Source organism: Rossellomorea sp. RS05, assembly GCF_039822645.1.
Classification (GTDB): domain Bacteria; phylum Bacillota; class Bacilli; order Bacillales; family Bacillaceae_B; genus Rossellomorea; species Rossellomorea marisflavi_B.
On the sequence record NZ_JBDKWY010000001.1, the window covers coordinates 1,323,636 to 1,343,868 of the forward strand.

Consider the following 20,233-nt stretch of genomic DNA (forward strand, 5'->3'; position numbering starts at 1 on the left):
CTATGGATAGCATTCAAGGAGCGAAACTCCCTGAATATTCTGATTTCGTCACTTGTTACGTACCGGTGGCTCTGTCTCGTTCATATCCAATTCCCTGATGAGGACCGGTACCGGGTGGTCGACCCCTTCTTCCTCTTCAAGCGTGATGGCATAGAGGGATTGAAGTGCCTGATGGTCGTCCGGACGGAACTTCATCATCCCCTTAGGCGTTTCGAATTCCATTCCTTCCATGGCTTTGATCAATGTCTCTGCTTCGGTATCACCATCGGTTTTTTTGATGGCCTCCACAATGGAGATGGCAGCGCTCATTCCGCCTGCAGTGAAAAGGTCCGGCACCTCGCCATCATATTTTTCCTTATGTTTCTCAACGAGCCAGTCATTGACTTCATTATCAGGCAGCGTGTAATAATAGATGGAAAATCCGATCATCCCCATGAGGGAATCCATTGTCTTCAGGGAATTGATATCCTGAGCGGCAGTGGAGATCTTGATGCCCTGCTCTTCGACTTTCATATCCTTGAGCTGTTTCCAGGGCGCATTGGACCCTGCCCATACAATGAAGAGGTAGTCCGGCTTATCCTTGATGATGTTTTGGATATTGGCAGTGAAGTCAGTCGAATTCGGATCTGCATACTGTTCGTTGATAATGCCTGCACCGAGCTTCTCTGCACCTTCTTTAAAGGCTTCAATCCCTTCTCGTCCATAGGCATTATCCTGTGCGAGCGTGGCGATCTTCACGTCCTTTTCGGCGATGGAAGCAGCACCTGCGACAGCATCCTGGGATGAATTCCGCCCGGTCCGGAAGATGTATTTATTCCAGTTTTCGCCTGTGATGCTATCTGCCACGGCAGGTTCAACCACCATGATTTTCTCGTATTCTTCAGCCAGTGGAAGGACAGCGAGGGTATCTCCCGAACTCGAAGACCCCACCAGGAAATCGACCTCATCTTCTTCCAGGAGCTTCGTCGCTTTTTTTACTGCAACGTCAGGTTTTGTTTCTGTATCTTCCACGATGAATTCAATTTTCTTCCCGTCCACTTCATTCGTACCGTCCGTTGCATAATCAAGGCCGAGTTCAAAACCTTGGATCGTTTGTTTTCCGTACGTTTCAAGCGCTCCGGTCTGGGAGGCGAGTACTCCCACTTTGATTGTATCGTCACTGGAACCTGAACTTTTCCCGGAACAACCCGCCATCAACATGACCGAACACGCCGCCAGGAAGCTTGCTTTGACCCACTTAGATTTCTTCATCTTCTTATTCCCCCATTATTCATCTTTTTTAAAGAACTGAAGCTTGTGAAGAAGACCGTCTGCAATGGTGATTTTTCCGGTTGAATCGATATCAAGTCCTTGAGGTGAGAAAAAGTTCCCATCTTCTCCCCCAAATGAGCCGAACTGCTCGAGGAACGCACCCTTATCACTGTACACATTCATTCGATTGTTGGAGGTATCCGTCACATAGACCTTATCATTCTGGTCGATGGCGATACCAGTCGGCAGGAAGAGGGCACCAGGTTCCTCTCCCCAGTTTTCAAGAGGATCCAGATTCCCCGATCCTCCTGCCGTCCCCCATTTGGCGAGGAAGGTTCCATTATTGTCGAACTTCTGGACGCGGTTATTGATGCGATCGACCACATACACGTTATCCTTTGAGTCTATGGCAAGCTGCATGGGCTGTGAAAATTCACCGTTCCCCGTCCCTTTTCTCCCCCATTCCTTTTGGTATACAAAGAAGGAGTTGAACTTCTGGATCCGGTTATTCTCTGAATCTGAGACGAAGATATTCCCTTTGCTGTCAACGGCAATGCCACTCGGAAGTCGGAAGAATCCGCTCAGTGTGCCCAATGAGCCGTATGCCGCAAGGAATGTTCCATTATTTGAGAACTTCTGGATGCGGTTGTTGACCGAATCGGCTACGTATACGTTATCGTATTTGTCGACGGCCATCTGCCTCGGCACGTAGAATTGGCCAGCCAGGCTTCCGTATGCAATCGGACCGCCCGTTCCCAGTAGACTCCCCCACTTACCTGTTACCTTACCAGTGGAGTCATACTTTAAGATTCTGTGATTGAAAGAATCGGAGACGAAGGTATTGCCTTTTGAATCACTCTCGACATCGAACGGCCCTGCATACGTCTTATCCCCATAGCGGCCGTCACCGATGGCCATCTTGAATGAGACCGTCAGCCCGACTTCTTTGAAGACCATCAACCGGTTGTTTCCCGTATCGGTGACATATAGATCCCCTGTCCCATCGGAGATGATCTGGTTCGGGAAGGCAAGCGTCGGAAACGCACCCGTCGTATAGAGGAAACGGTCACTGGAATCGAACTTCATGATGCGGTTATTGTACGTATCAGCCACATAGAGGGCGCCGGACCTCGCATCGAAATTCAACCCCCTCGGGTGATAGAATTGGTAGGGTCCCACACCCTGTGTTCCACCGATCTTACGCTTGAAGGCCCCATCTTTAGAAAATACCTGGATCCGATTGTTATAGGTATCGGCTACGTACACTTCGTTTTGGTCATTGATGGCAATTCCCTGTGGAAGGGCGAGCTTGCCGTCTGTTCGTCCGTAGGAGCCGATCGTCTTTTCATACGTTCCTTCACTGCTGAATCTTTGGATCCGGTGATTGAATTCATCTGTGACATAGTAACGATTATCCTTGTCGACGGCGATTTCCCTCGGGAATCCGAACTCCTCAGGACCGTCTCCTTTTGTTCCCCAGCTCTTCAGGAAGTTGAAGTTCCGGTCGAATTTTTGGATCCGGTAGTTCCCTGTGTCTGCTACAAGGAAATTCCCTTCACGATCGACTGCAATACCGAAGGGCATATTGAATTTCCCAGGGGAGCTGCCAAGGGAGCCGATCGTCTTCACGACCTTTCCCCCGGCATCCATCTTGACGATGCGGCTGTTCCCCATATCCACCATGTAAATGAATCCGTTTTCATCTTTCGCCATTGCAACCGGAGTCCGGAATAGGTTACCGGGATCCACCCCGTTGCCGAACGCTCCCTTGAAGGAATAGGCAGCCCCGGCTTGTGTTGGCGCCAGGAGGGTCAAGAGCAGCACAACCACCACGACGGCTCTTTTAAGCATGAGATGGACCGTTCCAGCGGATGACGGTTGCCGCCCATGTATATCCGGTTCCTGCACTGACCGCAACGGCGATATCACCCGGCTCGAGGAGACCTCTTTCCTGGGCGAAATGGAGGCCGATGCAGGGATCAAGGGACGACATGTGACCATGATGATCTAGGTACACCGCATTTTCTTCCTTGATCTCCAGCGTATCGAGGAGCTCCCGAAACATGGAGCGCTTCGTATGAAGCGGAAGGAGGGCCTTGACGTCTTCCGTTTTATATCCGCTTTTTGCAAGGGCATCCTTCACCACTTTGGCAAAGTTCGGAATCGAAACCGGATCCAGGCGTTCTTTCATCGACATGGGATCCTTGACGTCGATATAATGCTGATTGGCATCGACCGATTCATGGCTTGCATGCTGCTTGGAGCCTCCCGCTGGAATCCTTACGTCATCATGGAAGGAACCGTCGGTGATGATGGCACTCTCGAGGATCTCACTCTGGGTGGCCTCACGGGAAACCAGGGCGGCCGCCCCTCCGTCAGCGAAGTTGAACATGAAGCGTGCCCTCGGGTTGCCATGATCAAGGATTTGTGATTCCTTGCATCCTCCGACAAGCAGGATATGGTTGATCGATTCATCCGATCTGATCATGTCCCTCGCCACTTTGAGGGCGATGGGAAAACATGAGCTCACATTCATGATTTCGAATGCATACGCATTCTTTGCCCCGAGCTCATGCTGGATTTTCGGTGCACTGGACCATACATGATAATCCTTATGGGGACTGCCGAAGTAGATGACCACGTCGAGGTCGTCAGGATCCATCGCTCCCAGCGCCTCTTTCCCGGCGGCAATCGCCAGGTCGGATGCATGCATGGTGTCATCCGACACATGCTTCTCATACAGCCCGAATTTTTCAATAATAATGTTTTCCGGAATACCTGTCTTGATCGCCAGGTCTGCAGCAGTCTCTACCGCAGGGGAAAAGAAGGTTCCCGTCGATTGAATGCCGATAGCCATCACACCGTTCCTCCTTCACTTGGGACCATCATCTTGGCGGTCCCGGTCAACACTACTTTTTCATTTTGATTGAAGCACTCGGTCAGGAGGGTCAGGACATGTTTCTCTTCATTGAACTCTTGTACCGTTGCCTTTGCCGTGATGGTATCCCCGATATAGACCGGTGACTTGAAACGGATCGATTGCTCCATATAGATGGACCCTTTCCCAGGGAGATGAACACCGAGAAGCTGAGATAAGAGACTGCTCGTCAGCATGCCATGGGCGATCCGCTCCTTGAACCTTGTTGTCTGGGCATACTCCTTATCAATATGGACGGGATTGAAATCACCGCTCAAACCGGCAAACATGACTATATCCGATTCCGTGATGGTTTTACTGCATGCGGCTTGTTGTCCGACTGTATACGTACTCATTTACGATCCGCTCCTTACCAGCTGAGTTTTTTGAATTTTTCCCGTTGCATTTTTTGGCAGTTCCTCGAGGAATGTGATCACCTTCGGCAGCTTGTATCGTGCAAGCTGACTGGTGCAGTGACCGAGGACCCCCTCTTCACTGAGGGAGCTTCCCTTCTTCTTCACAATGAAGGCAACAGGCACTTCCCCCCACCGTGGATCGGCTGCACCGACGACGGCCACTTCCTCCACATCCTCGATCTGATTGATCACCTGCTCCACCTCGAGAGGATAAATGTTCTCCCCTCCGGAAATGATCATTTCCTTCTTGCGCCCGACGATATACACAAAGCCTTCTTCGTCCACACGGGCAAGGTCACCTGTATGAAGCCACCCATCCACAATCGTTTCCTTCGTGGCGTCCGGCCGGTTCCAATACTCTTTCATGACGTTTGCCCCTCGCACGGTGAGCTCACCCACTTCACCCGGACGGCACGTCTGCCCATCTGCTCCCATCAATTTAAAATCATTGAACATGACAGGTTTTCCAATGGAACCAATTTTCCTTCGGGCATCTTCCTTCATGAGCATGAATACGGTCGGCGAGGTTTCCGTCATGCCGAATCCCTGACCGAACAGGAATCCACGCTCAAGATATGCAGTAATCAGCTCATGTGGACACGGAGCTCCTCCGTTGTAAAACCAGCGCACGGATGATAGGTCTATCCCATCAAAGGATGGTGAATGGAGGAGCGCCTGGTGGATCGTCGGTACCCCCATGACGATGGTGACCCTGTGTTCCTCGATCATCTCAAGGGTCTTTTCCGGATCGAATTTACCCGGAATCACAATCGTTCCACCGGCAAAGAGAGTCGGAAGGGCAAACAACCCGATGCCCCCGATATGGAACAGGGGCAGTAGCACAATCGAACGGTCATCAGACGTGAGCTCTACGGCAAGTGTATTATTCACTGCATTCCAGAACATATTTTCCTGGGTGAGGACCGCTCCTTTCGGCTTCCCAGTCGTCCCCGATGTATAGCAGACAATAAAGGGAGCGCTTACATTTTTCTCTTCATGTAAAGATAAGAGGGGGCCATCCACCAACTCATCCAAAGGTAGGACCGTTTCTGCATCCGTATCCCTCAGTAGTCCTTTGGCAAGCGGGACATGCTCTTCATCCGCTGCAATGACCTTCGTGCCACTATCCATGAGCTGAAACACCAGCTCACTTGCACTCAACCGGATATTAAGCGGAACAGCAACCGCCCCTATTTTCGCTGTGGCGAATAACAGGATAATATATTCCATCCGGTTCTGCGACAGGATGGCCACCCGTTCCCCTGTGCCGACCTTCAACACCTGTTGAAGCTTACCGGCGGCGCGATTGATCCTCTCATTCAATTCTTTGTAGGTGATGGACTCCTGATCAGTTATAATGGCGGCCTTCTCACCACGCAGATACGCCCATTTCCCGATCCAATATGATATTCCTTCCATGATTCCTCCCCCTTTAATTTTTCAACCCGTCGAATATCAGGCTCATGGCCGATTCGAATGCTTCATCCGGTACGTCAGAGCATTCCCAGTACACCCATCTCATTCCGAGGAACTGACCGATGGACATCAGGCAATAAGCGACGGTTTCCTGATCCAGCACCTTGAACTCACCGGACTCCATTCCTTCGGACAAACTTTTCAAGAACCCATTGGCAAGCTTCCCATAATACCATTTGTATAAGTCTCGGTCCACCACGACCGCCTGCTGGACGATGCTGTACAAATTCGGATGGTTCTTGACCCAGGTGAAGAAGGAGTAGAATCCCTTTCGCTGTGCTTCCTCGTATGTAGAAGCAGCGGTCATTCCTTCCTTGATGGCCAGCCTCAGATCCCGGCTGTAGTTCCGGATCAGCTCGTCATAGATATCTTTTTTAGAAGGGAAATAGTTATAGAATGTCCCCTGAGCCACTTTGGCTTCCTGAGAAATATTCACGATGGATGTTTCATAAAAGCCTTTCGTGCCGAATATTTCTTCAGCTGCCTTCAGCAGTTTTTCCCTTGTTTCAATTCCTTTCGGCGTCAGTTGTTTCTCTTCGATCATGATTTTTTCTGACATATGAATCACCTCTCAGTTTTTATTATATTTAATATTCTAAAAATTACAATACAAAATTAGGATTTTTTTACTTTCGTGGAGAAAACCTCATTTATGATTCAATGGGAACCTCTGGTCCAACATTCCTTGAGGGCTTATGGTAGATGCAACTGATCATCGGTTTTATATGCCCAAAAGAATGGAAATGAGTATAAATCCCAGAAAATGACTCATTTTAACATTTTTCTTTTGACGAATAGCATATAGATTAAAAAATCCAAACTTTTACATAATTTGATTTTCATTTACACTAAACAAGCAAGAATCATGAAATGAGGAGAGATGTATATGAAAAAAATAGGTAAAGTCGTCGTTGCTTCCGCTCTTTCTCTCGGTCTATTAACAGGTGTAGGAGGATTCCATACTCCATCTGCGGAAGCCGCAACCAATGGAACGACCAAATGTGAGTATGCCAAAATCTATCACTATGTAAAATCAGGTGACACCCTCTCCGGCATCGCAGCCAAGCACGGTGTATCTGTTAACACCATCATGAAGAACAACAACATTTCGAATCCAGACAAAATTTATGTCGGACAGAAGCTTTTCATTAAGTACAGCAACGTTCAAATATGTGACTCTTGATCAAAAGGGAGCAGATCTTTCTCAGATTTGCTCCCTTTTCATGTATAAATTCTCTAATACCTCTCATACTAACCTTTGTACAAGCAAACCTTGGGCTATAGCCAAGCGGTAAGGCATCGCACTTTGACTGCGACATGCGTTGGTTCGAATCCAGCTAGCCCAGTATCTAAAGCGGAGGCGGGTCGCCCTGAGGCGACAATACCCTCGAGCCTCAACCCGCCGGAGCTGGACGTCAAGAAAAGCGGAGGGGGCTCGCCCTGAAGCGACAAGCATAAGTCAAAGACCCTGGAAAGGCGTTCTGTGCCTTTTTGGGGTCTTTGGCTTATGACCTCGAGCTTCAAGACCCCGGAGCTAGACAGTATCAAAAGCGGAGGCGGCTCGCCCTGAGGCGACAATACCCTCGAGCTCAACCCGCCGGAGCTAGACGTCAAGAAAAGCGGAGGCGGCTCGCCCTGAAGCGACAATACCCTCGAGCTTCAAGCCCCCGGAGCTTAACCTCAAAAAAAGCTTCGACTGGCCCCATGCCCTCCTCCCTCTTCATTCACACCTGTTTTTCAAAGCCAAACACAACATAAAAAAGCAGGCACTCCCTCGGGTGTCTGCTTGGCTATTCATATTGAATTTTCTTCATGCCATTTACCTCTAGCTGCTCTTTTTCAGTGCTCTCTTCTTTGACGCAAGTCCCTGGAGCCCCTCTGGATTGTATCCGACAACCAATTTCTTACCATCTGTGAGAAGAGGTCTTCTAAGAAGTTTTGGCTCTTTGACAATCAGTTGGATGACTTCGGAAAGTGGAAGGTCGTTGACGTCCTTGCCGAGATCCTTGAAAGTCTGGCTTCTGGTTGCAAGGATTTCATCCAGTCCTTCTGTCGTGAGGGCAAGGAGATGCATGAGTTCTTCCGGGCTTGGGGTTTCCCTGAATAAATGTCTTTCATTGAAATCAACAGCATTGGCAGTTAACCATTTCTTCGCTTTCCTGCATGATGTACAGCTTGGATACGTATAAAATGTTAAATGATTCATTGGTTCATCCTCCTTGAAATCGTTTGTTCAATCTTTGTTAAACATATTGTATATCACTTGTACAATATATGTACAGTATTATCCCTCGAAAGTTGTGAACATTTTTTTAACAGTCTCCCGACCTATCTTAAAAATAAAATGAAAGGGCTTGCGCATTTCCAAATCCAATACGTTTGAAATCCCTTTCAAAGTGGAACGATATGTACTATACTTCTTGTTAAGAGGCATGAATATCACTTTTCCGTCACAAAGTCCCAATAAACTGATATTTACTTTTATGGTAGATTTCATTTATAATTACTTACGACGGACAGAGGGTAAAGGAGGGTTTACATATGGATCGAATGTTCAGAGTTTTAGGATTTTGGACGGGTATCTTTGCGGTATTTTTTTACCTTGGCGATATGCCAAAGACATCATTGCTATTCTTAGGGCAAACAGGTTTTTTCATTATGCTTAGTTATTTAAAGCTATCCGAACGTATGTATATCTATGTTTTCGGTGCCTACCTTACCGTGTTTTTCGCCGGCTTCACATATTGGACCACCTTTATGATGACTCCAGGCGCAGGAGGCCACTAAAAAAAAGCCTTTAGCTCATATGCTAAAGGCTTTTTTTTAATATCCATTGAGAAAGGGATTCCCGTCCATTTCATGACCGATACTCGTTTCTGGTCCATGGCCCGGCAGGACGATTGTCTCTTCCGGCAATGATAGTAGATGGTCGTGAATGCTCGCTAGGAGCTGCTGAGGGTTCCCTCCAGGCAGATCTGACCTTCCGATACTTCCCATGAAGAGCGTATCGCCTGCCACCACGACGTGTTCATCCCCCAGGTAATAGGAGATGCTTCCCGGAGAATGGCCCGGGGTGTGGAACAGGGTCAAATGAAAGGAGCCGATCACCAACTTCTGCTCATCCGTCAATATGTAGTCGGCTGCTCTCGCGCTTATCTTTTCTTCCATCATGAATAGGACTGAACCATTCAATGAGGGATCAATCAACCACTGCGCTTCCTTTTCATGTACATAGACCGGTATGCCGAAGCGATCGCGTACATCATCCACTGCCCCGATATGATCAAAGTGGGCATGAGTCAATAAGATGGCCACCGGATTGAGGTCTTCTTTTTCCAACCAGCGGATCAGGGTATCGCCGTTCCCTCCCGGATCGAAAATCAGGCAGTCTTTCTTATCATTCCAAAAAACATAGCAGTTCGTTTGAAGCGGGCCGAGAGGAATTTGTTTCCATTCCATATGTTATCACCTCCTTCGACTTCGTATGCTTTATTGTATCAGAAGCACTTCCGTCATAGAAAGATTCTGTCGAATCAAAAAAGTCAATTTTTTGACCTCGACAAACGAAACAAAAAAATATAAAATGTAAATGCGTGCATATTTGTACATATTTTGTGGTATTATGAAAGCGTTAAACCGAACGGAAAGGGGTAGGATTAATGGGTCTTGTCATCATCACAGCATTGGTTACACTTTTGGCATTATTCGCCGTCGTCAGTACGTTTAAGAATAAAAACGCCCTTGGGATCTTCTTTTCCCTCGCCACATTAGGGGTATTTGGGTGGTTCACGGTCATGACCGTCCTTCACTCCGGTTATCCCGGAGGACACTAATTCAAGGAAAAGCCTCGTTCAGCTGAACGAGGCTTTTTTTGATCATGAGTCCATCTTTTTCTGGACGGCAGAGAGCTTGCCTTCCATGGTCGAGACCTTATCGCGCCGGTCGTCGATTCGAATATTTGTAGCAACACGTTGAATCCCCTGTTGAAACGGTGATTCATGGATATCCTGGATCACTTGGAACAGGATGGGAAGCTCCCCTTCAATGATGGTATTCATCGGAGTGAGCTGATAACGGATTTTCCCCTCCGCTTCATACTGCTTCAAGACCTTCTGGAGATCAGCCACATAGGAACTGACGCTTGGGGATTCCGTGCCGATGGGGATGACCGTGACGTCTACGATAGCCATTATAGTTGTACTCCTTTCACACTGAGTAGATGGATGATGTTGCGATTGACCAGGGAGATGACCTTCTCCAACTGGTTCCCGTACAAACAGGCATTCCCCTTCGGAGCACATGTCAACGGCTCGAGAGGGAGATCGGTGAACAATACTTTCTCCTTGCCGCTGAAAATATCCCACTCCTTCAACGAGAAGCCGTCTGTATCTGTATCTGCGGCCCCCTTCCCGTTCGCAGCGAACGTAAGAAAGCGACCTTTCCCTTCTATCATATCATAGTATGGGACCAGCCAGTCGGAATAGCGGCTCAGAAGCGATTGGGTAAAGGTCGATTGCTCGTCCCCTTCTGGAGATAGGAAGCGGTATTCAAAGATTCCTTTTTCACCTGTTCCCTTGATTGTCATGAGGGAATCGGAAAATTGATTGAAATGGATCAGTTTCTCTGCAATCATCGTCCGCTTTCCGTCGAGCAAGGATTCCTCCATCAGGGGAGCGTTGAGGGCGATATCTTCTGTTGGCCAATCCTGGAAGATGACGGCATCATCCGATTTCCACTGCACGAATGGTTGATCCATATCAAGGGTGCTCACATTCTTATTGTTGATGTCCACCAGTGAGACCTCGAAGCTCCAGTCCTCGGCAAAGCTTGTGAGGAGCATTTTCCCGGGGGAGAATTCATTCCAAGCGAAAGAGATATCATAGGATGGGATATCCTGCTCGAATATAGTGCGTCCATCAGGATCGATATAGGTGACCGTTGCTAGATAAGAACCAGGGGAGGTCTGGATATAAATGCTTTTTTTATCAGGAGAGATACTGGAAGTGACATACGATGAGCCGGTCTCGAAAATCGTCTTTTGAGAACCGGTATAGATGTTATATTTATTTAAGCGGGTGGTTTCATCCTTCGTGGCCACCGTCAGGATTTCCGAATCCGTGAGCCATCCGACGTTTTCCACAAATCCTTCTTCTTCAAGGCTTTCTGCTATTATGCTTTTTTCAGGCTCCTTATGGGGGACTTTCACTCCATCCGAAGAAGTGCATGCCGACAAAATCGCCATGATCCCGATGATACCACCTGCAATTGCGGCTTTATTCCACACTGACCCCTCTCCCTTCGACTGCATTCTCTATTAGTACGTCCCACATCGGGAAACGTTTCAAAAAGATAAAAAAAAGACGGCTCAGGAGGCCATCTATAAAACGCCGATAAACGTTCCTTTTCTTATCATACTCCATTTTTCTCCTGTAGCGAAGGGGGTCACCACCATTTATATAACATAATGAGATAGATCCCAAGTGTATCCCTGTATATGGTATCGAATTGTGAGAGAGGGAGTGGATTGATTCCCTTGCCAAGCTCCAATGTGATGCCCGTTTGCTGGAATTCTTGGATGAACCAATCTTTAAAACCTGCGTAGCTGTCTACGTAGCGGATCGAGGCATATCCACTTGCCCTCTTTATTTCTCCAGCGAGCCGCTCTGATTCTTTTGATTCGAGCCCTTCGTAGCCCCAGTAGAACTCCTTCCCTTGGGTATGGACCGCGACCAGCCGGTGGAAGCGTTCCTTTCTTGCGAGTTGTTCCATAGCCTTCGATTCCGGCTCGGATATGGGTAGGACTCCGGTAAAATCACGGGGGCCAGGTGCGCTCACTTCCATGCGCCTCTTCTCGAATTCCCAGCGAGCAGGAAACTGTTTATTCAAATCGATCCCCCGGATGTTTGCCTTCCAGCCGGTAAATTCCACCCGGCCCCCATTCAGACGGACCAATTCCTCAGTCATCCCGTCAGGTGGACCATTCAGGACAAGATCAACACCATCCGGATTGACCATGGGAACAAGGGAAAGGGACACCGCCCGATACAATGGCAGGATTGGAATGCCCCTCAAATCTTTGGAATTCGTTAAGGAAAGGAGATAGTCATTCAGGAAGGTCATCAGGACCGCACTCGTGATCCATTCGTTCCCGTGGAATGCACCGTTCATGTGGACCTTCTTGGCACCGCGCCCGATCTTGCATTCTATCAGGTCTTTACCAAGTACACTTTTCCCGATTGCATTCACCCTGATAAATGGATAAAGCTCCTGCAAAAGGGTCAAATCCTTCTGAATGCTCACAGGATCGTAAGGCTGTTTCCCATTCACAATGGGCGTGACCACACGCCTGGGGAGGAACAGCTCAACACCTGTCTCCACTTCATTTGGATCAATGTTCTCATTGATCAGCAACAAGGCATCTACACCGATATTACGCTCACCCGAAAGCCCCCAAAGGCTGTCTCCCTCCCGGACCACGCAGGTCTCTTTGATGAAACCCGGCACCTCCACCATCACGTCCGTATCAAGATGATCGGGGTCGAGTTCGGGGTTTGAATCAACGAGCAGTTCTACAGGAATGTGGAACAGGCTTGCATAGTACGACAGGGAATCACCTTTCCTCGCCTTTACCTTCATGAGACTCCTCCCACTTCATGCCTTTCTATACTCATATGATGTGGAGGGAAGTTCTATTCGCCAGGTTCAATCACACCCTCTATTTCTGTGAAAGGCAAGGTATGTTCTTTCATGACTTTTTGAAGGGAAATGGTTTTCGTTTCATGATTCGCACCGATACTGATCGTAGCAGTCTGCTGCTTGGGAGAATACACGACTGAATGCAGAGTGCCAAAGAAGTGGTTGTAATCTTTGAAAAACAAAGGTGAGGTTGGTTGATTGAAATGCTGGAACATGTCACCAGGCTGAAGGGAAGGTTCCAAGAGTTGATTTGCATAATGCCACCGATTCATTGAGCCTATTATGTTCTCTCGATTCCATCCCCGCATACCTTCCGAACGAAAGTGATTTGTACAAGCCAGTGGAGATTCTGTTATCGTGTTGCATCCTTGAGGACCGGTTTCAACAATGATGGATTTCCCTGATGCATCCGTCATGGAATAGTTGTAACAATATTTGTGGGGGAGACGATAAACAAGTTCGCATGCTTCATCAACGTTCGAACATAAATCCAATACGATTCGTACGATAGAAGGTGCCAAGAAGCCTCTTCCACCACGCTCACTGTTTACAAAGTGAAGGCCCACCACTAATCCCTTATCATTCATGCCATCCAATCTACCCAGCCGGTGCTGACTGAATCCGATTGATGTATGATGATGTTCCGAATGATTGACGATGATTCTGGCATCATACAGCTTGTGATGAAAATCATAGTTCCGGTAGTACCTTCCGGAATGGTCCACCAAGGTTGTACAGCCCATTGGCGGCAGTTCAAGGTCAAAACCACTGAACGTTTTGAGTACCGATTCAAGATTCCACTCCATTCCTTCCGCAAAGCCGGCCAGTTCCTCTAAAAGGTGTGGGGCAACTTCATTCAATGCTGCCCTCGCCATTACTGAATCTACAGAACTGCTCCATTTCTGTATGGTATCAAGTTCACTATAGGATACTGTTTTCTTAAACTCACAACCCATCTGCTTGCCTTTTTGAAAATCAGTTCCAAAGATGTTGAGAATATTTACCTTTAGTAAGTCTTTTTCATCCATTATTTCCCCTCCAATTGACGACCGGCAAAAGCAAATCAAAGTGAGAAAAAGATGGTCCTCTATACCACTCTATGATTGGTCCTGCCGGATACCATCGGTTTTGCGAGGCGTACTCTAAAAGTTGATGATAATGCTGCTTGATATGGTCGTCAGCAGATCTTCCTGGTAATGCAATACATAGTCCCCCTTGCATGGTTTCTACATTTACATTTTGAGGAATGTCGATTCCTGTACATGCTTGTATACCGAATCCCATGTGGGCATGGACAGGGGTTTCTCCAGATATATATTTCAAATACAGTGCACGTACAGGAACACCAAGACGGTCGAACTCACGCAACCTTTCTTGAAACAGCGGTCCAAATTTCCCAACCTGTGCTGTTGCTTCGTACCACAGGATCTCATCTGGCTCCTTTTCAATTAATAAAATGTCTTGAAAATCTCCTTTAAGAAAGCGAATACTATTTTGAAGGATTTCTACTCTTTTTTGGATAGATTGAAGTAGAGTGTCGAGATAGTCCTTCCTTCTTGCCGGCTCCACAATTCCCTTCCACTCTTTGATACTTTCAAGTGGTACCTCAGCAAGCCTCAAATTTGCAATCATACGAGCCTCTTTTACTTGTTCTTGATTGTAAAATCGGTATCCTTTTTCGTTTTTCTTCGTGGGCATGAGCAGATCTTTCTTTTCATAAAAGCGAAGAGCGCTCTTCGATATACCTGTCTTATGTGAAAACTCTTGTATCCCCATTAAGGACATTCTGTCACCCCTCTCATTTCATATGATACAGCTTCATGTAAGTTGAAGGTCAATATCCTTTTAATATCAAAAGAGTAAAATACGATGCTTTGAGGTATCATCTTGTATTTTCCTTTTCTCTAAAAAAATTCTCGTGATTGATTAAGAAACGTGCTCATGCCAAAAACACCCGACCTAGAAGGCCGGATGTTCATATACTTACTAAAGGGCGTTTTTGATAAGCCAAGCGGCCCCGATCACGCCTGCATCATTTTCAAGTGTTGCAATATCAATGGTAGTAGACGTTCGCACCTTTGGAAAAGCAAACCGTTTGAAATAGTTCATTACGGGCTCCAGAAGGGTTTTTCCGGCTTTTGAAACGCCCCCACCGATGACAATCCTCTCCGGATTGACGGCGTTTCCGAGATTCGCCAAACTCAAACCTAAATAATAGGCAAGCTGATCTACGATTTTAAGAGCAAGGCTGTCTCCTGTCCTTGCCGCATCGAATACCTGCTTTGATCCAATGACCTTAAGATCGCGTAGTACAGAGTCCTCTGTGGAAGACTTGAGTTTCTCACGGGCGACCCTGACGACTCCTGTGGCAGATGCGACGGTTTCAAGACAACCGGTCTTACCACAGTTACATGAATAACCGCCTTTCGGAACCACGGTGATATGGCCGATTTCACCGCCGGCACCCCTGATACCATGAACAATCTCCCCGTTGGTGATGACACCTCCACCAACACCGGTACCGAGAGTGACACACACAAGATCCTTGGCCCCGTTTCCGGCACCTTTCCACATTTCACCGAGTGCCGCGCAGTTGGCATCATTATCGATGACAGCAGGCAGTCCGGTTTCCATTTCAATAAGATCCTTGAGAGGCGTATTTTCATTCCACCCGAGATTGATGGCTTCATAGATGATTCCCCGTCTCATCTCGACGGGTCCCGGTGCACCCATGCCGATCCCAATGAGCTGTTCCTTTTTAACATCGAGGTGTTCCAGCTTGGCATCGATGCTTTTTGCTATATGGGCGATAATATGTTTACCGCTATCCGATTTATCCGTCGGTATTTCCCATTTATGTAGGATTTCACCGTATGTACTTAGAAATGCGATTTTCGTCGTGGTTCCCCCCAGGTCCACTCCCACGAGCCATTTATCTGTCATAACATCACCTGTCCTGTTTATGTTTTTCCCGTTCCATCTCACTGCGCAGCAGCAGCAGGGCCGAATGGAATTCCTTCTGTTCGATCAGTTTGGAAACATAGAGCTCCCTTAGTTCGCCCTCCATCAACTCGAGGTCTGAGAGACGATCCCCCACATAGATGATGGTACCGAACCGTTTCAGTAATTGCTGAATGTCATAGATTGTTTTCATATCCACACCCCGATTCAAACGTTCACTTTTAGAAGTATAAATGAAAATCTGCCTCTTCTCAATAAAATAGAAGGGGCAGAGACAAAAGTGTCTTACCCACAGTAAAACCCGAATGAACATGCCTACATTCAGACAAATCCATTCGGGTTTTAATTGGTTCATGACCAACTGGTTTCCAGCGGTTGATTGGAGGGCAGGACGAAGACTCTGTGGGTTACAGCTGATGGCCCGCCCAGGATAGGCTTGCGGGCTACCCGCGTAAAGCGTAGTCTTGTACGGAAATCATGAGCGCTCTAAAGAACTTACACTGATCGTGTTCGTCATGAAATGGTCCCTTTTTAGCTTTGTCCCAACCTCATCGATCCGGATCCTTAGGGTGAAGGAAACGCGGCCTCCGATTCTTAAGGGGCATGGGAGAACGGAGGAACACATCCCTGAAGGCCCTGAAGTTAAAGGGGATGAACGGCCACATGTAGGGAATGTCGAAGGACTTCATTCTCGACAGCATCATGAGCCATAGGAAGACCCCGATAACAAAGCCGTAAACTCCCCACAGGGAGGTCATGATCAGCAGGAAGATCCTCACCAGGCGATTGGCAAGACTCATCTCATAACTTGGTGTCGAGAACGTGCCGATGGCTGCAATGGCAAGATATAGGATGACTTCATTCACCAACAGGCCGACTTCCACGGCTACTTGACCGATCATCAGTGCAGCAACGAGACCAAGTGCCGTCGCAAGGGAAGAAGGCGTATGGATCGCTGCCATTCTGAGGATGTCGATCCCCACCTCGATCATGAGGAACTGCAGGAATAAAGGGACTTCCCCGGACTCATTCACCCCTATATACGAGAGAGAATCAGGCAGGAGAGCAGGATGGATCGTGAACAGATAATAAAGCGGCAATAAAAATATGGAACACCAGACCGCAATGAACCGGACAAATCGTAAATACGCCCCCACGGACGGTTTGTTGCGGTATTCCTCCGCATGCTGGAGATGATGCCAAAACGTCGTTGGAGTGATCATGACGCTCGGTGATCCATCCACCATGATGATGATATGGCCTTCATATAAATGAGCTGCCGCCGTATCGGGACGCTCTGTATAGCGCACCATGGGATAGGGATTCCAGTGACGGCCGGAGATGAATTCCTCCAGGGTCTTCTCACCCATGGGTAGCCCGTCAGTATCGATCTTGGACAGGGCATCCTTGATGCGATGGACAAGCTCAGGATCCGCTATGTCTTCGATATAACTTACCACGATGTCGGTTTTGCTCCTTCTTCCCACTTGCATATACTCCATCCTCAGGGAAGGATCCCTTACCCTCCTCCTTGTCAATGCCGTATTGAATACGATCGTTTCGACGTATCCGTCACGTGAACCACGGACCACCCGTTCGATATCAGGCTCCTGTGGTCCCCTGACAGGGTACGTCCTGGCATCGATCATGATGACTTTATCGACACCGTCCACCACGAGTGCCGTCGGTCCGGCAAGGACAAGGTCCACCACCTGGTTCAAATCATCAACCTGCTCGATTTCAATATAAGGGATATACGTTTTCAAAAGCTTTTGGAGGGTATCTTCCTGAAGCTGTTCCGGATCAAGGCCCGAAAGGATCTTCATCAGATAGTGCATGATGTCATCTTTTACAAAGCCGTCCACCATGAACAGACCCATCTTCCTTTCGGCATATTCCACATCGAGCTGAATGACATCAAAACTCTTATCGACAGCAAGGACTTCCCTTAAATAGCTCGTATTTTCTTCAATCACAGTTGAAACAGGTTTCTTTTCCTGCATGGCCATAGCGTTCACTTCCCATTTTTCACAGTATCCTCACCATCTTTGACACATTCCCCATTAGTCATACCTTTCATAATCCACTCTTCAGCTTCATAGATTGGATGAAAGGGACAAACTTATGGAGTGGATGATCATGAAAAACCGGATAAAAGACGTTTTGCCATTCCTCATCATTTTGGCATCTGCCATTCTATTGATTCAAATACTATACAAGCCCGAGACAAGGGAAAGCATCATCTTCTTCCCTATTGACCAAAATGCCTCCTTCCTTACAGCCACGACTTCCATGAACCTCACGCAGCAGAAAGATCAGGTGGTGGATTGGACTGTAGCCTCGGAACTTGACTCCCCGTCTTATCTCAGACAGGATGTGGGGCTTCTGTTCAGCAATGGGAAGTTGAAAGGCGTATTGAACAAATGGAAGCCGAACACCTCCAGCCTGTATCAGAAAATGAAAGTAGAGGGCGATGAGAGCAATCTCCTTCAGGCAGTGGCCTTCCACTATGCCGAAATCCATGAAGGGGAAGACACATTCAAGAGTGCACAAACCATGTCCAGTGACCGGCTTTATATCATCGATTCCGCCTTCAATCCCCTGGGCTCATTCAAAACGCCGACGACGGATGTGCAGGCCGAATGGAAGAAAAGCCTCGATGGATTGGTCACAAAGACCGTTGAAACGTCATGGGCCAAGGGAATGAGAAAGCTGCAGATCAACGGGGGGGATTACAACGCCCTTCCCCTGACAGAACTCCCGGCTTATTCAAGCCGCCCCTATCCTGGATTCACCCCTGCCCAGTGGGCAAAAGTAACAGGAAATCTATGGGAAGGGCTCTATAAGAATTATGCGATCGGCATAAAAAAAGAGGATGGAGCCATCCAGAATCCAGTGGACAGCACCATCCCCCTCATCCTCCTGAAAAAAGACCGAAAGGAAGTCCTTGTATTGATCATCGACAAAAAAGGTGAGGCTACGCTCCTTCGTCAATCGATTTCCTATTGATTTTCGCTTTTCAGGTAATCGTATAGATCTTTGTATTTCTGATTGGAATCCGACAGTTCGTAAGCCCTCTTGGCATGCTTGAGGGCTTCTTCCCTTTTCCCGTCTTCACCTTGTAAGAGGTAGGCTAGATTATAATGGGCTTCCGGAAGAGATTCGTCCTCCTGAATGGCCTTTTTGAGGTGTTCCTCTGCCTGATCCATCTTATTCAGTTGGATTTCGGCATAGGAAAGTTGAAAATAAACAATGGCATCGGGATCACCTTTTTCGGCCACCGTCTTCAAAAGCGCTTCCGCCTCTTCCCATTTCTCCATTGCGAGCTTATCTCCAGCAAGGGCATTCACATGGTCCACACTCATCTTTAGTGGATCGTCACTCCACTCCCTATTGATTGCCAGGGAAAGGATGATGATCATGATGACAAGAAACAGCAGCTGCCTGATCCTCTTACCGGACTTCGGCACACCTGCAATACCTGCCATGATGAAACCTCCCACCACTCCACCAAGATGCCCGGCGTTGTCGATCCCAGGGAGAATGAATCCGATGACGAGATTGAGGGCGAATACGACGATGATATTATTGCCCATCGTGCGGAAAAAGATCTTTGGATGTATGGTGCCGAAGTACAACAAGGCTCCGAAACATCCGAAGATCGCCCCGCTGGCACCCGCAGAAACCGTATCGGTGAACAGGAAACTACCGAGTGACCCCATGACCCCTGCAACGAGGTAAATCAGGATAAACCTGAACCTCCCGTAAATCCGCTCGACTGCTCCCCCCAGATAGAACAGGGCGACGCTGTTCAAAAGCAGATGAATCATGCCGATATGCAAAAAGACCGGGGTGATCAGACGCCACCACTCCCCTTCAAGCATGAGCGGTCTGTACTTGGCACCGAAACGGATGAGGGTTTCAGTATTGTGACTTCCCCCATTCAGTTCCAAAATCGCAAACATGACCACCTGGATAGCGATGAAAAGGTATGTAAAAAAGGGTTTTCCCTTTTGGAAAAGACTTTGTTCAGCCTGAATCCGCCTCCGTGCTGAGGTGAGGGCAAGGCCTCTCATCCACTCTACATCGCGGTCCTCGATCTCCTCGGGCAGCTCCCAGTCCCCTTCGCAGAGCACAGGATCGTTACTCAGCGTTTCCTTGTAGCGAGCGGACTCGACAACCAAGGGTGTCACCGTCACAGTCCCCCTGCTAACAGTGTCCATTCCATCATCCACAGGAGGATAGGTGGATACATAAATCGTTTTGATGTTGAGCTTGCTCTTACGGAGTGATTTACGCAGATTCTCTCCGTTCTGGAGGACAAGCTCCATATCCCGCTCCATCCAACGGAAGAAATCCAGATCCTTCAACCGGACGCGGACGATGCCGGCTTGTTTCACCGCCGTATTTTCAAGCCACACTTCCCCGTGTTCGTCGGATTGATGGATGAGTCTGTACTGTTTACCTTCCACCAGATGATGGACGATTTTCCAAAACAGATAGTGATTCGTCAAAT

General features: G+C 48.0%; 21 protein-coding genes and 1 tRNA gene. 5 read left to right on the forward strand and 17 right to left on the reverse strand.

What is annotated here, in order from left to right; all coding sequences use genetic code 11:
• Window positions 1-48: 48 nt before the first annotated feature.
• Genes ABJ225_RS06910 through ABJ225_RS06935 form a run of 6 tightly spaced genes read right to left on the reverse strand, consistent with a single transcriptional unit; the run spans window position 49 to window position 6,619 of the window.
• A complete protein-coding gene (locus tag ABJ225_RS06910; protein ID WP_347319122.1) occupies window positions 49-1,251 on the reverse strand; it encodes a substrate-binding domain-containing protein in 1,203 nt (400 codons plus the stop codon).
• A 15-nt stretch (window positions 1,252-1,266) separates the two neighbouring features.
• Window positions 1,267-3,168, reverse strand: a complete 1,902-nt coding sequence (locus ABJ225_RS06915) for a 6-bladed beta-propeller (protein WP_481900599.1) — start codon at window positions 3,166-3,168, stop codon at window positions 1,267-1,269.
• Window positions 3,095-4,108, reverse strand: coding sequence for a 3-oxoacyl-ACP synthase (locus ABJ225_RS06920; protein WP_218246190.1), 1,014 nt, complete (start codon window positions 4,106-4,108; stop codon window positions 3,095-3,097). Before ABJ225_RS06920 ends, ABJ225_RS06915 begins: the two co-directional genes overlap by 74 nt.
• On the reverse strand, window positions 4,108-4,524 hold the full coding sequence (locus ABJ225_RS06925; protein WP_048012604.1) for a MaoC family dehydratase: 417 nt from the start codon (window positions 4,522-4,524) through the stop codon (window positions 4,108-4,110). Before ABJ225_RS06925 ends, ABJ225_RS06920 begins: the two co-directional genes overlap by 1 nt.
• Window positions 4,525-6,003: an o-succinylbenzoate--CoA ligase gene (locus tag ABJ225_RS06930; RefSeq protein WP_218246191.1), complete on the reverse strand. Its 1,479-nt coding sequence runs from the start codon at window positions 6,001-6,003 to the stop codon at window positions 4,525-4,527.
• 13 nt (window positions 6,004-6,016) lie between these two features.
• Window positions 6,017-6,619 carry a TetR/AcrR family transcriptional regulator gene (locus ABJ225_RS06935; RefSeq protein ID WP_218246192.1) on the reverse strand — a complete coding sequence of 201 codons (603 nt, stop codon included), beginning with the start codon at window positions 6,617-6,619 and terminating at the stop codon, window positions 6,017-6,019.
• A gap of 327 nt (window positions 6,620-6,946) precedes the next feature.
• On the opposite strand from ABJ225_RS06935, the gene ABJ225_RS06940 reads away from it, so the two are divergent.
• Window positions 6,947-7,243: a LysM peptidoglycan-binding domain-containing protein gene (locus ABJ225_RS06940; RefSeq protein ID WP_286188244.1), complete on the forward strand. Its 297-nt coding sequence runs from the start codon at window positions 6,947-6,949 to the stop codon at window positions 7,241-7,243.
• A gap of 91 nt (window positions 7,244-7,334) precedes the next feature.
• Window positions 7,335-7,406 (forward strand) — tRNA-Gln (locus tag ABJ225_RS06945).
• A gap of 479 nt (window positions 7,407-7,885) precedes the next feature.
• On the opposite strand, the gene ABJ225_RS06950 is transcribed toward ABJ225_RS06945, so the two are convergent.
• Complete coding sequence (locus tag ABJ225_RS06950) at window positions 7,886-8,266, reverse strand: Spx/MgsR family RNA polymerase-binding regulatory protein (protein ID WP_053426580.1); 381 nt, start codon at window positions 8,264-8,266, stop codon at window positions 7,886-7,888.
• A 335-nt stretch (window positions 8,267-8,601) separates the two neighbouring features.
• Between ABJ225_RS06950 and ABJ225_RS06955 the strand changes: the two genes are divergently transcribed.
• Complete coding sequence (locus ABJ225_RS06955) at window positions 8,602-8,847, forward strand: DUF2626 domain-containing protein (RefSeq protein WP_048006080.1); 246 nt, start codon at window positions 8,602-8,604, stop codon at window positions 8,845-8,847.
• 36 nt (window positions 8,848-8,883) lie between these two features.
• On the opposite strand, the gene ABJ225_RS06960 is transcribed toward ABJ225_RS06955, so the two are convergent.
• Complete coding sequence (locus ABJ225_RS06960; protein ID WP_347319126.1) at window positions 8,884-9,519, reverse strand: MBL fold metallo-hydrolase; 636 nt, start codon at window positions 9,517-9,519, stop codon at window positions 8,884-8,886.
• Window positions 9,520-9,719: 200 nt separating this feature from the next.
• Here ABJ225_RS06960 and ABJ225_RS06965 point away from each other — a divergent pair, with 200 nt between their 5' ends.
• Window positions 9,720-9,893 (forward strand): DUF2759 domain-containing protein, encoded by a 174-nt coding sequence (locus tag ABJ225_RS06965; RefSeq protein WP_048006082.1) that lies wholly within the window; start codon window positions 9,720-9,722, stop codon window positions 9,891-9,893.
• Window positions 9,894-9,935: 42 nt separating this feature from the next.
• Here ABJ225_RS06965 and ABJ225_RS06970 read toward each other — a convergent pair whose 3' ends face one another.
• From ABJ225_RS06970 to ABJ225_RS07005, 8 genes are all read right to left on the reverse strand, one after another.
• Window positions 9,936-10,250 carry an MTH1187 family thiamine-binding protein gene (locus ABJ225_RS06970; RefSeq protein ID WP_218246195.1) on the reverse strand — a complete coding sequence of 105 codons (315 nt, stop codon included), beginning with the start codon at window positions 10,248-10,250 and terminating at the stop codon, window positions 9,936-9,938.
• Window positions 10,250-11,344 carry a YqgU-like beta propeller domain-containing protein gene (locus ABJ225_RS06975; RefSeq protein ID WP_347319129.1) on the reverse strand — a complete coding sequence of 365 codons (1,095 nt, stop codon included), beginning with the start codon at window positions 11,342-11,344 and terminating at the stop codon, window positions 10,250-10,252. The genes ABJ225_RS06970 and ABJ225_RS06975 overlap by 1 nt, the downstream gene beginning before the upstream one ends.
• Window positions 11,345-11,502: 158 nt before the next feature.
• Complete coding sequence (locus ABJ225_RS06980) at window positions 11,503-12,696, reverse strand: M14 family metallopeptidase (RefSeq protein WP_347319131.1); 1,194 nt, start codon at window positions 12,694-12,696, stop codon at window positions 11,503-11,505.
• A 53-nt stretch (window positions 12,697-12,749) separates the two neighbouring features.
• On the reverse strand, window positions 12,750-13,784 hold the full coding sequence (locus ABJ225_RS06985) for a C45 family autoproteolytic acyltransferase/hydrolase (protein WP_347319133.1): 1,035 nt from the start codon (window positions 13,782-13,784) through the stop codon (window positions 12,750-12,752).
• Window positions 13,777-14,532 carry a MerR family transcriptional regulator gene (locus tag ABJ225_RS06990; RefSeq protein WP_347319135.1) on the reverse strand — a complete coding sequence of 252 codons (756 nt, stop codon included), beginning with the start codon at window positions 14,530-14,532 and terminating at the stop codon, window positions 13,777-13,779. The genes ABJ225_RS06985 and ABJ225_RS06990 overlap by 8 nt, the downstream gene beginning before the upstream one ends.
• Before the next feature lie 210 nt (window positions 14,533-14,742).
• Window positions 14,743-15,699 carry an ROK family glucokinase gene (locus ABJ225_RS06995; protein WP_347319137.1) on the reverse strand — a complete coding sequence of 319 codons (957 nt, stop codon included), beginning with the start codon at window positions 15,697-15,699 and terminating at the stop codon, window positions 14,743-14,745.
• Between the two features lie 4 nt (window positions 15,700-15,703).
• Window positions 15,704-15,910: a YqgQ family protein gene (locus ABJ225_RS07000; protein WP_053427746.1), complete on the reverse strand. Its 207-nt coding sequence runs from the start codon at window positions 15,908-15,910 to the stop codon at window positions 15,704-15,706.
• 355 nt (window positions 15,911-16,265) lie between these two features.
• Window positions 16,266-17,726: a spore germination protein gene (locus ABJ225_RS07005; RefSeq protein ID WP_079516387.1), complete on the reverse strand. Its 1,461-nt coding sequence runs from the start codon at window positions 17,724-17,726 to the stop codon at window positions 16,266-16,268.
• A 130-nt stretch (window positions 17,727-17,856) separates the two neighbouring features.
• Here ABJ225_RS07005 and ABJ225_RS07010 point away from each other — a divergent pair, with 130 nt between their 5' ends.
• The gene (locus ABJ225_RS07010) at window positions 17,857-18,726 is read left to right on the forward strand and encodes a hypothetical protein (protein WP_347319140.1); all 870 of its coding nucleotides are present in this window, start codon (window positions 17,857-17,859) and stop codon (window positions 18,724-18,726) included.
• On the opposite strand, the gene ABJ225_RS07015 is transcribed toward ABJ225_RS07010, so the two are convergent.
• Window positions 18,720-20,231, reverse strand: coding sequence for a rhomboid family intramembrane serine protease (locus ABJ225_RS07015; protein ID WP_347319142.1), 1,512 nt, complete (start codon window positions 20,229-20,231; stop codon window positions 18,720-18,722). The two genes, ABJ225_RS07010 and ABJ225_RS07015, sit on opposite strands and share 7 nt — an antisense overlap.
• Window positions 20,232-20,233: the final 2 nt, after the last annotated feature.

What these genes read in the sequence shown, in the direction of transcription:
- ABJ225_RS06910 (WP_347319122.1), bottom strand. Translation starts at nt 1,251, where the DNA reads ATGAAGAAATCTAAGTGGGTCAAAGCAAGCTTCCTGGCGGCGTGTTCG.
- ABJ225_RS06920 (WP_218246190.1), bottom strand. Translation starts at nt 4,108, where the DNA reads ATGGCTATCGGCATTCAATCGACGGGAACCTTCTTTTCCCCTGCGGTA.
- ABJ225_RS06925 (WP_048012604.1), bottom strand. Translation starts at nt 4,524, where the DNA reads ATGAGTACGTATACAGTCGGACAACAAGCCGCATGCAGTAAAACCATC.
- ABJ225_RS06930 (WP_218246191.1), bottom strand. Translation starts at nt 6,003, where the DNA reads ATGGAAGGAATATCATATTGGATCGGGAAATGGGCGTATCTGCGTGGT.
- ABJ225_RS06935 (WP_218246192.1), bottom strand. Translation starts at nt 6,619, where the DNA reads ATGTCAGAAAAAATCATGATCGAAGAGAAACAACTGACGCCGAAAGGA.
- ABJ225_RS06940 (WP_286188244.1), top strand. Translation starts at nt 6,947, where the DNA reads ATGAAAAAAATAGGTAAAGTCGTCGTTGCTTCCGCTCTTTCTCTCGGT.
- ABJ225_RS06950 (WP_053426580.1), bottom strand. Translation starts at nt 8,266, where the DNA reads ATGAATCATTTAACATTTTATACGTATCCAAGCTGTACATCATGCAGG.
- ABJ225_RS06955 (WP_048006080.1), top strand. Translation starts at nt 8,602, where the DNA reads ATGGATCGAATGTTCAGAGTTTTAGGATTTTGGACGGGTATCTTTGCG.
- ABJ225_RS06960 (WP_347319126.1), bottom strand. Translation starts at nt 9,519, where the DNA reads ATGGAATGGAAACAAATTCCTCTCGGCCCGCTTCAAACGAACTGCTAT.
- ABJ225_RS06965 (WP_048006082.1), top strand. Translation starts at nt 9,720, where the DNA reads ATGGGTCTTGTCATCATCACAGCATTGGTTACACTTTTGGCATTATTC.
- ABJ225_RS06970 (WP_218246195.1), bottom strand. Translation starts at nt 10,250, where the DNA reads ATGGCTATCGTAGACGTCACGGTCATCCCCATCGGCACGGAATCCCCA.
- ABJ225_RS06980 (WP_347319131.1), bottom strand. Translation starts at nt 12,696, where the DNA reads ATGAAGGTAAAGGCGAGGAAAGGTGATTCCCTGTCGTACTATGCAAGC.
- ABJ225_RS06985 (WP_347319133.1), bottom strand. Translation starts at nt 13,784, where the DNA reads ATGGATGAAAAAGACTTACTAAAGGTAAATATTCTCAACATCTTTGGA.
- ABJ225_RS06990 (WP_347319135.1), bottom strand. Translation starts at nt 14,532, where the DNA reads ATGGGGATACAAGAGTTTTCACATAAGACAGGTATATCGAAGAGCGCT.
- ABJ225_RS06995 (WP_347319137.1), bottom strand. Translation starts at nt 15,699, where the DNA reads ATGACAGATAAATGGCTCGTGGGAGTGGACCTGGGGGGAACCACGACG.
- ABJ225_RS07000 (WP_053427746.1), bottom strand. Translation starts at nt 15,910, where the DNA reads ATGAAAACAATCTATGACATTCAGCAATTACTGAAACGGTTCGGTACC.
- ABJ225_RS07005 (WP_079516387.1), bottom strand. Translation starts at nt 17,726, where the DNA reads ATGGCCATGCAGGAAAAGAAACCTGTTTCAACTGTGATTGAAGAAAAT.
- ABJ225_RS07010 (WP_347319140.1), top strand. Translation starts at nt 17,857, where the DNA reads ATGAAAAACCGGATAAAAGACGTTTTGCCATTCCTCATCATTTTGGCA.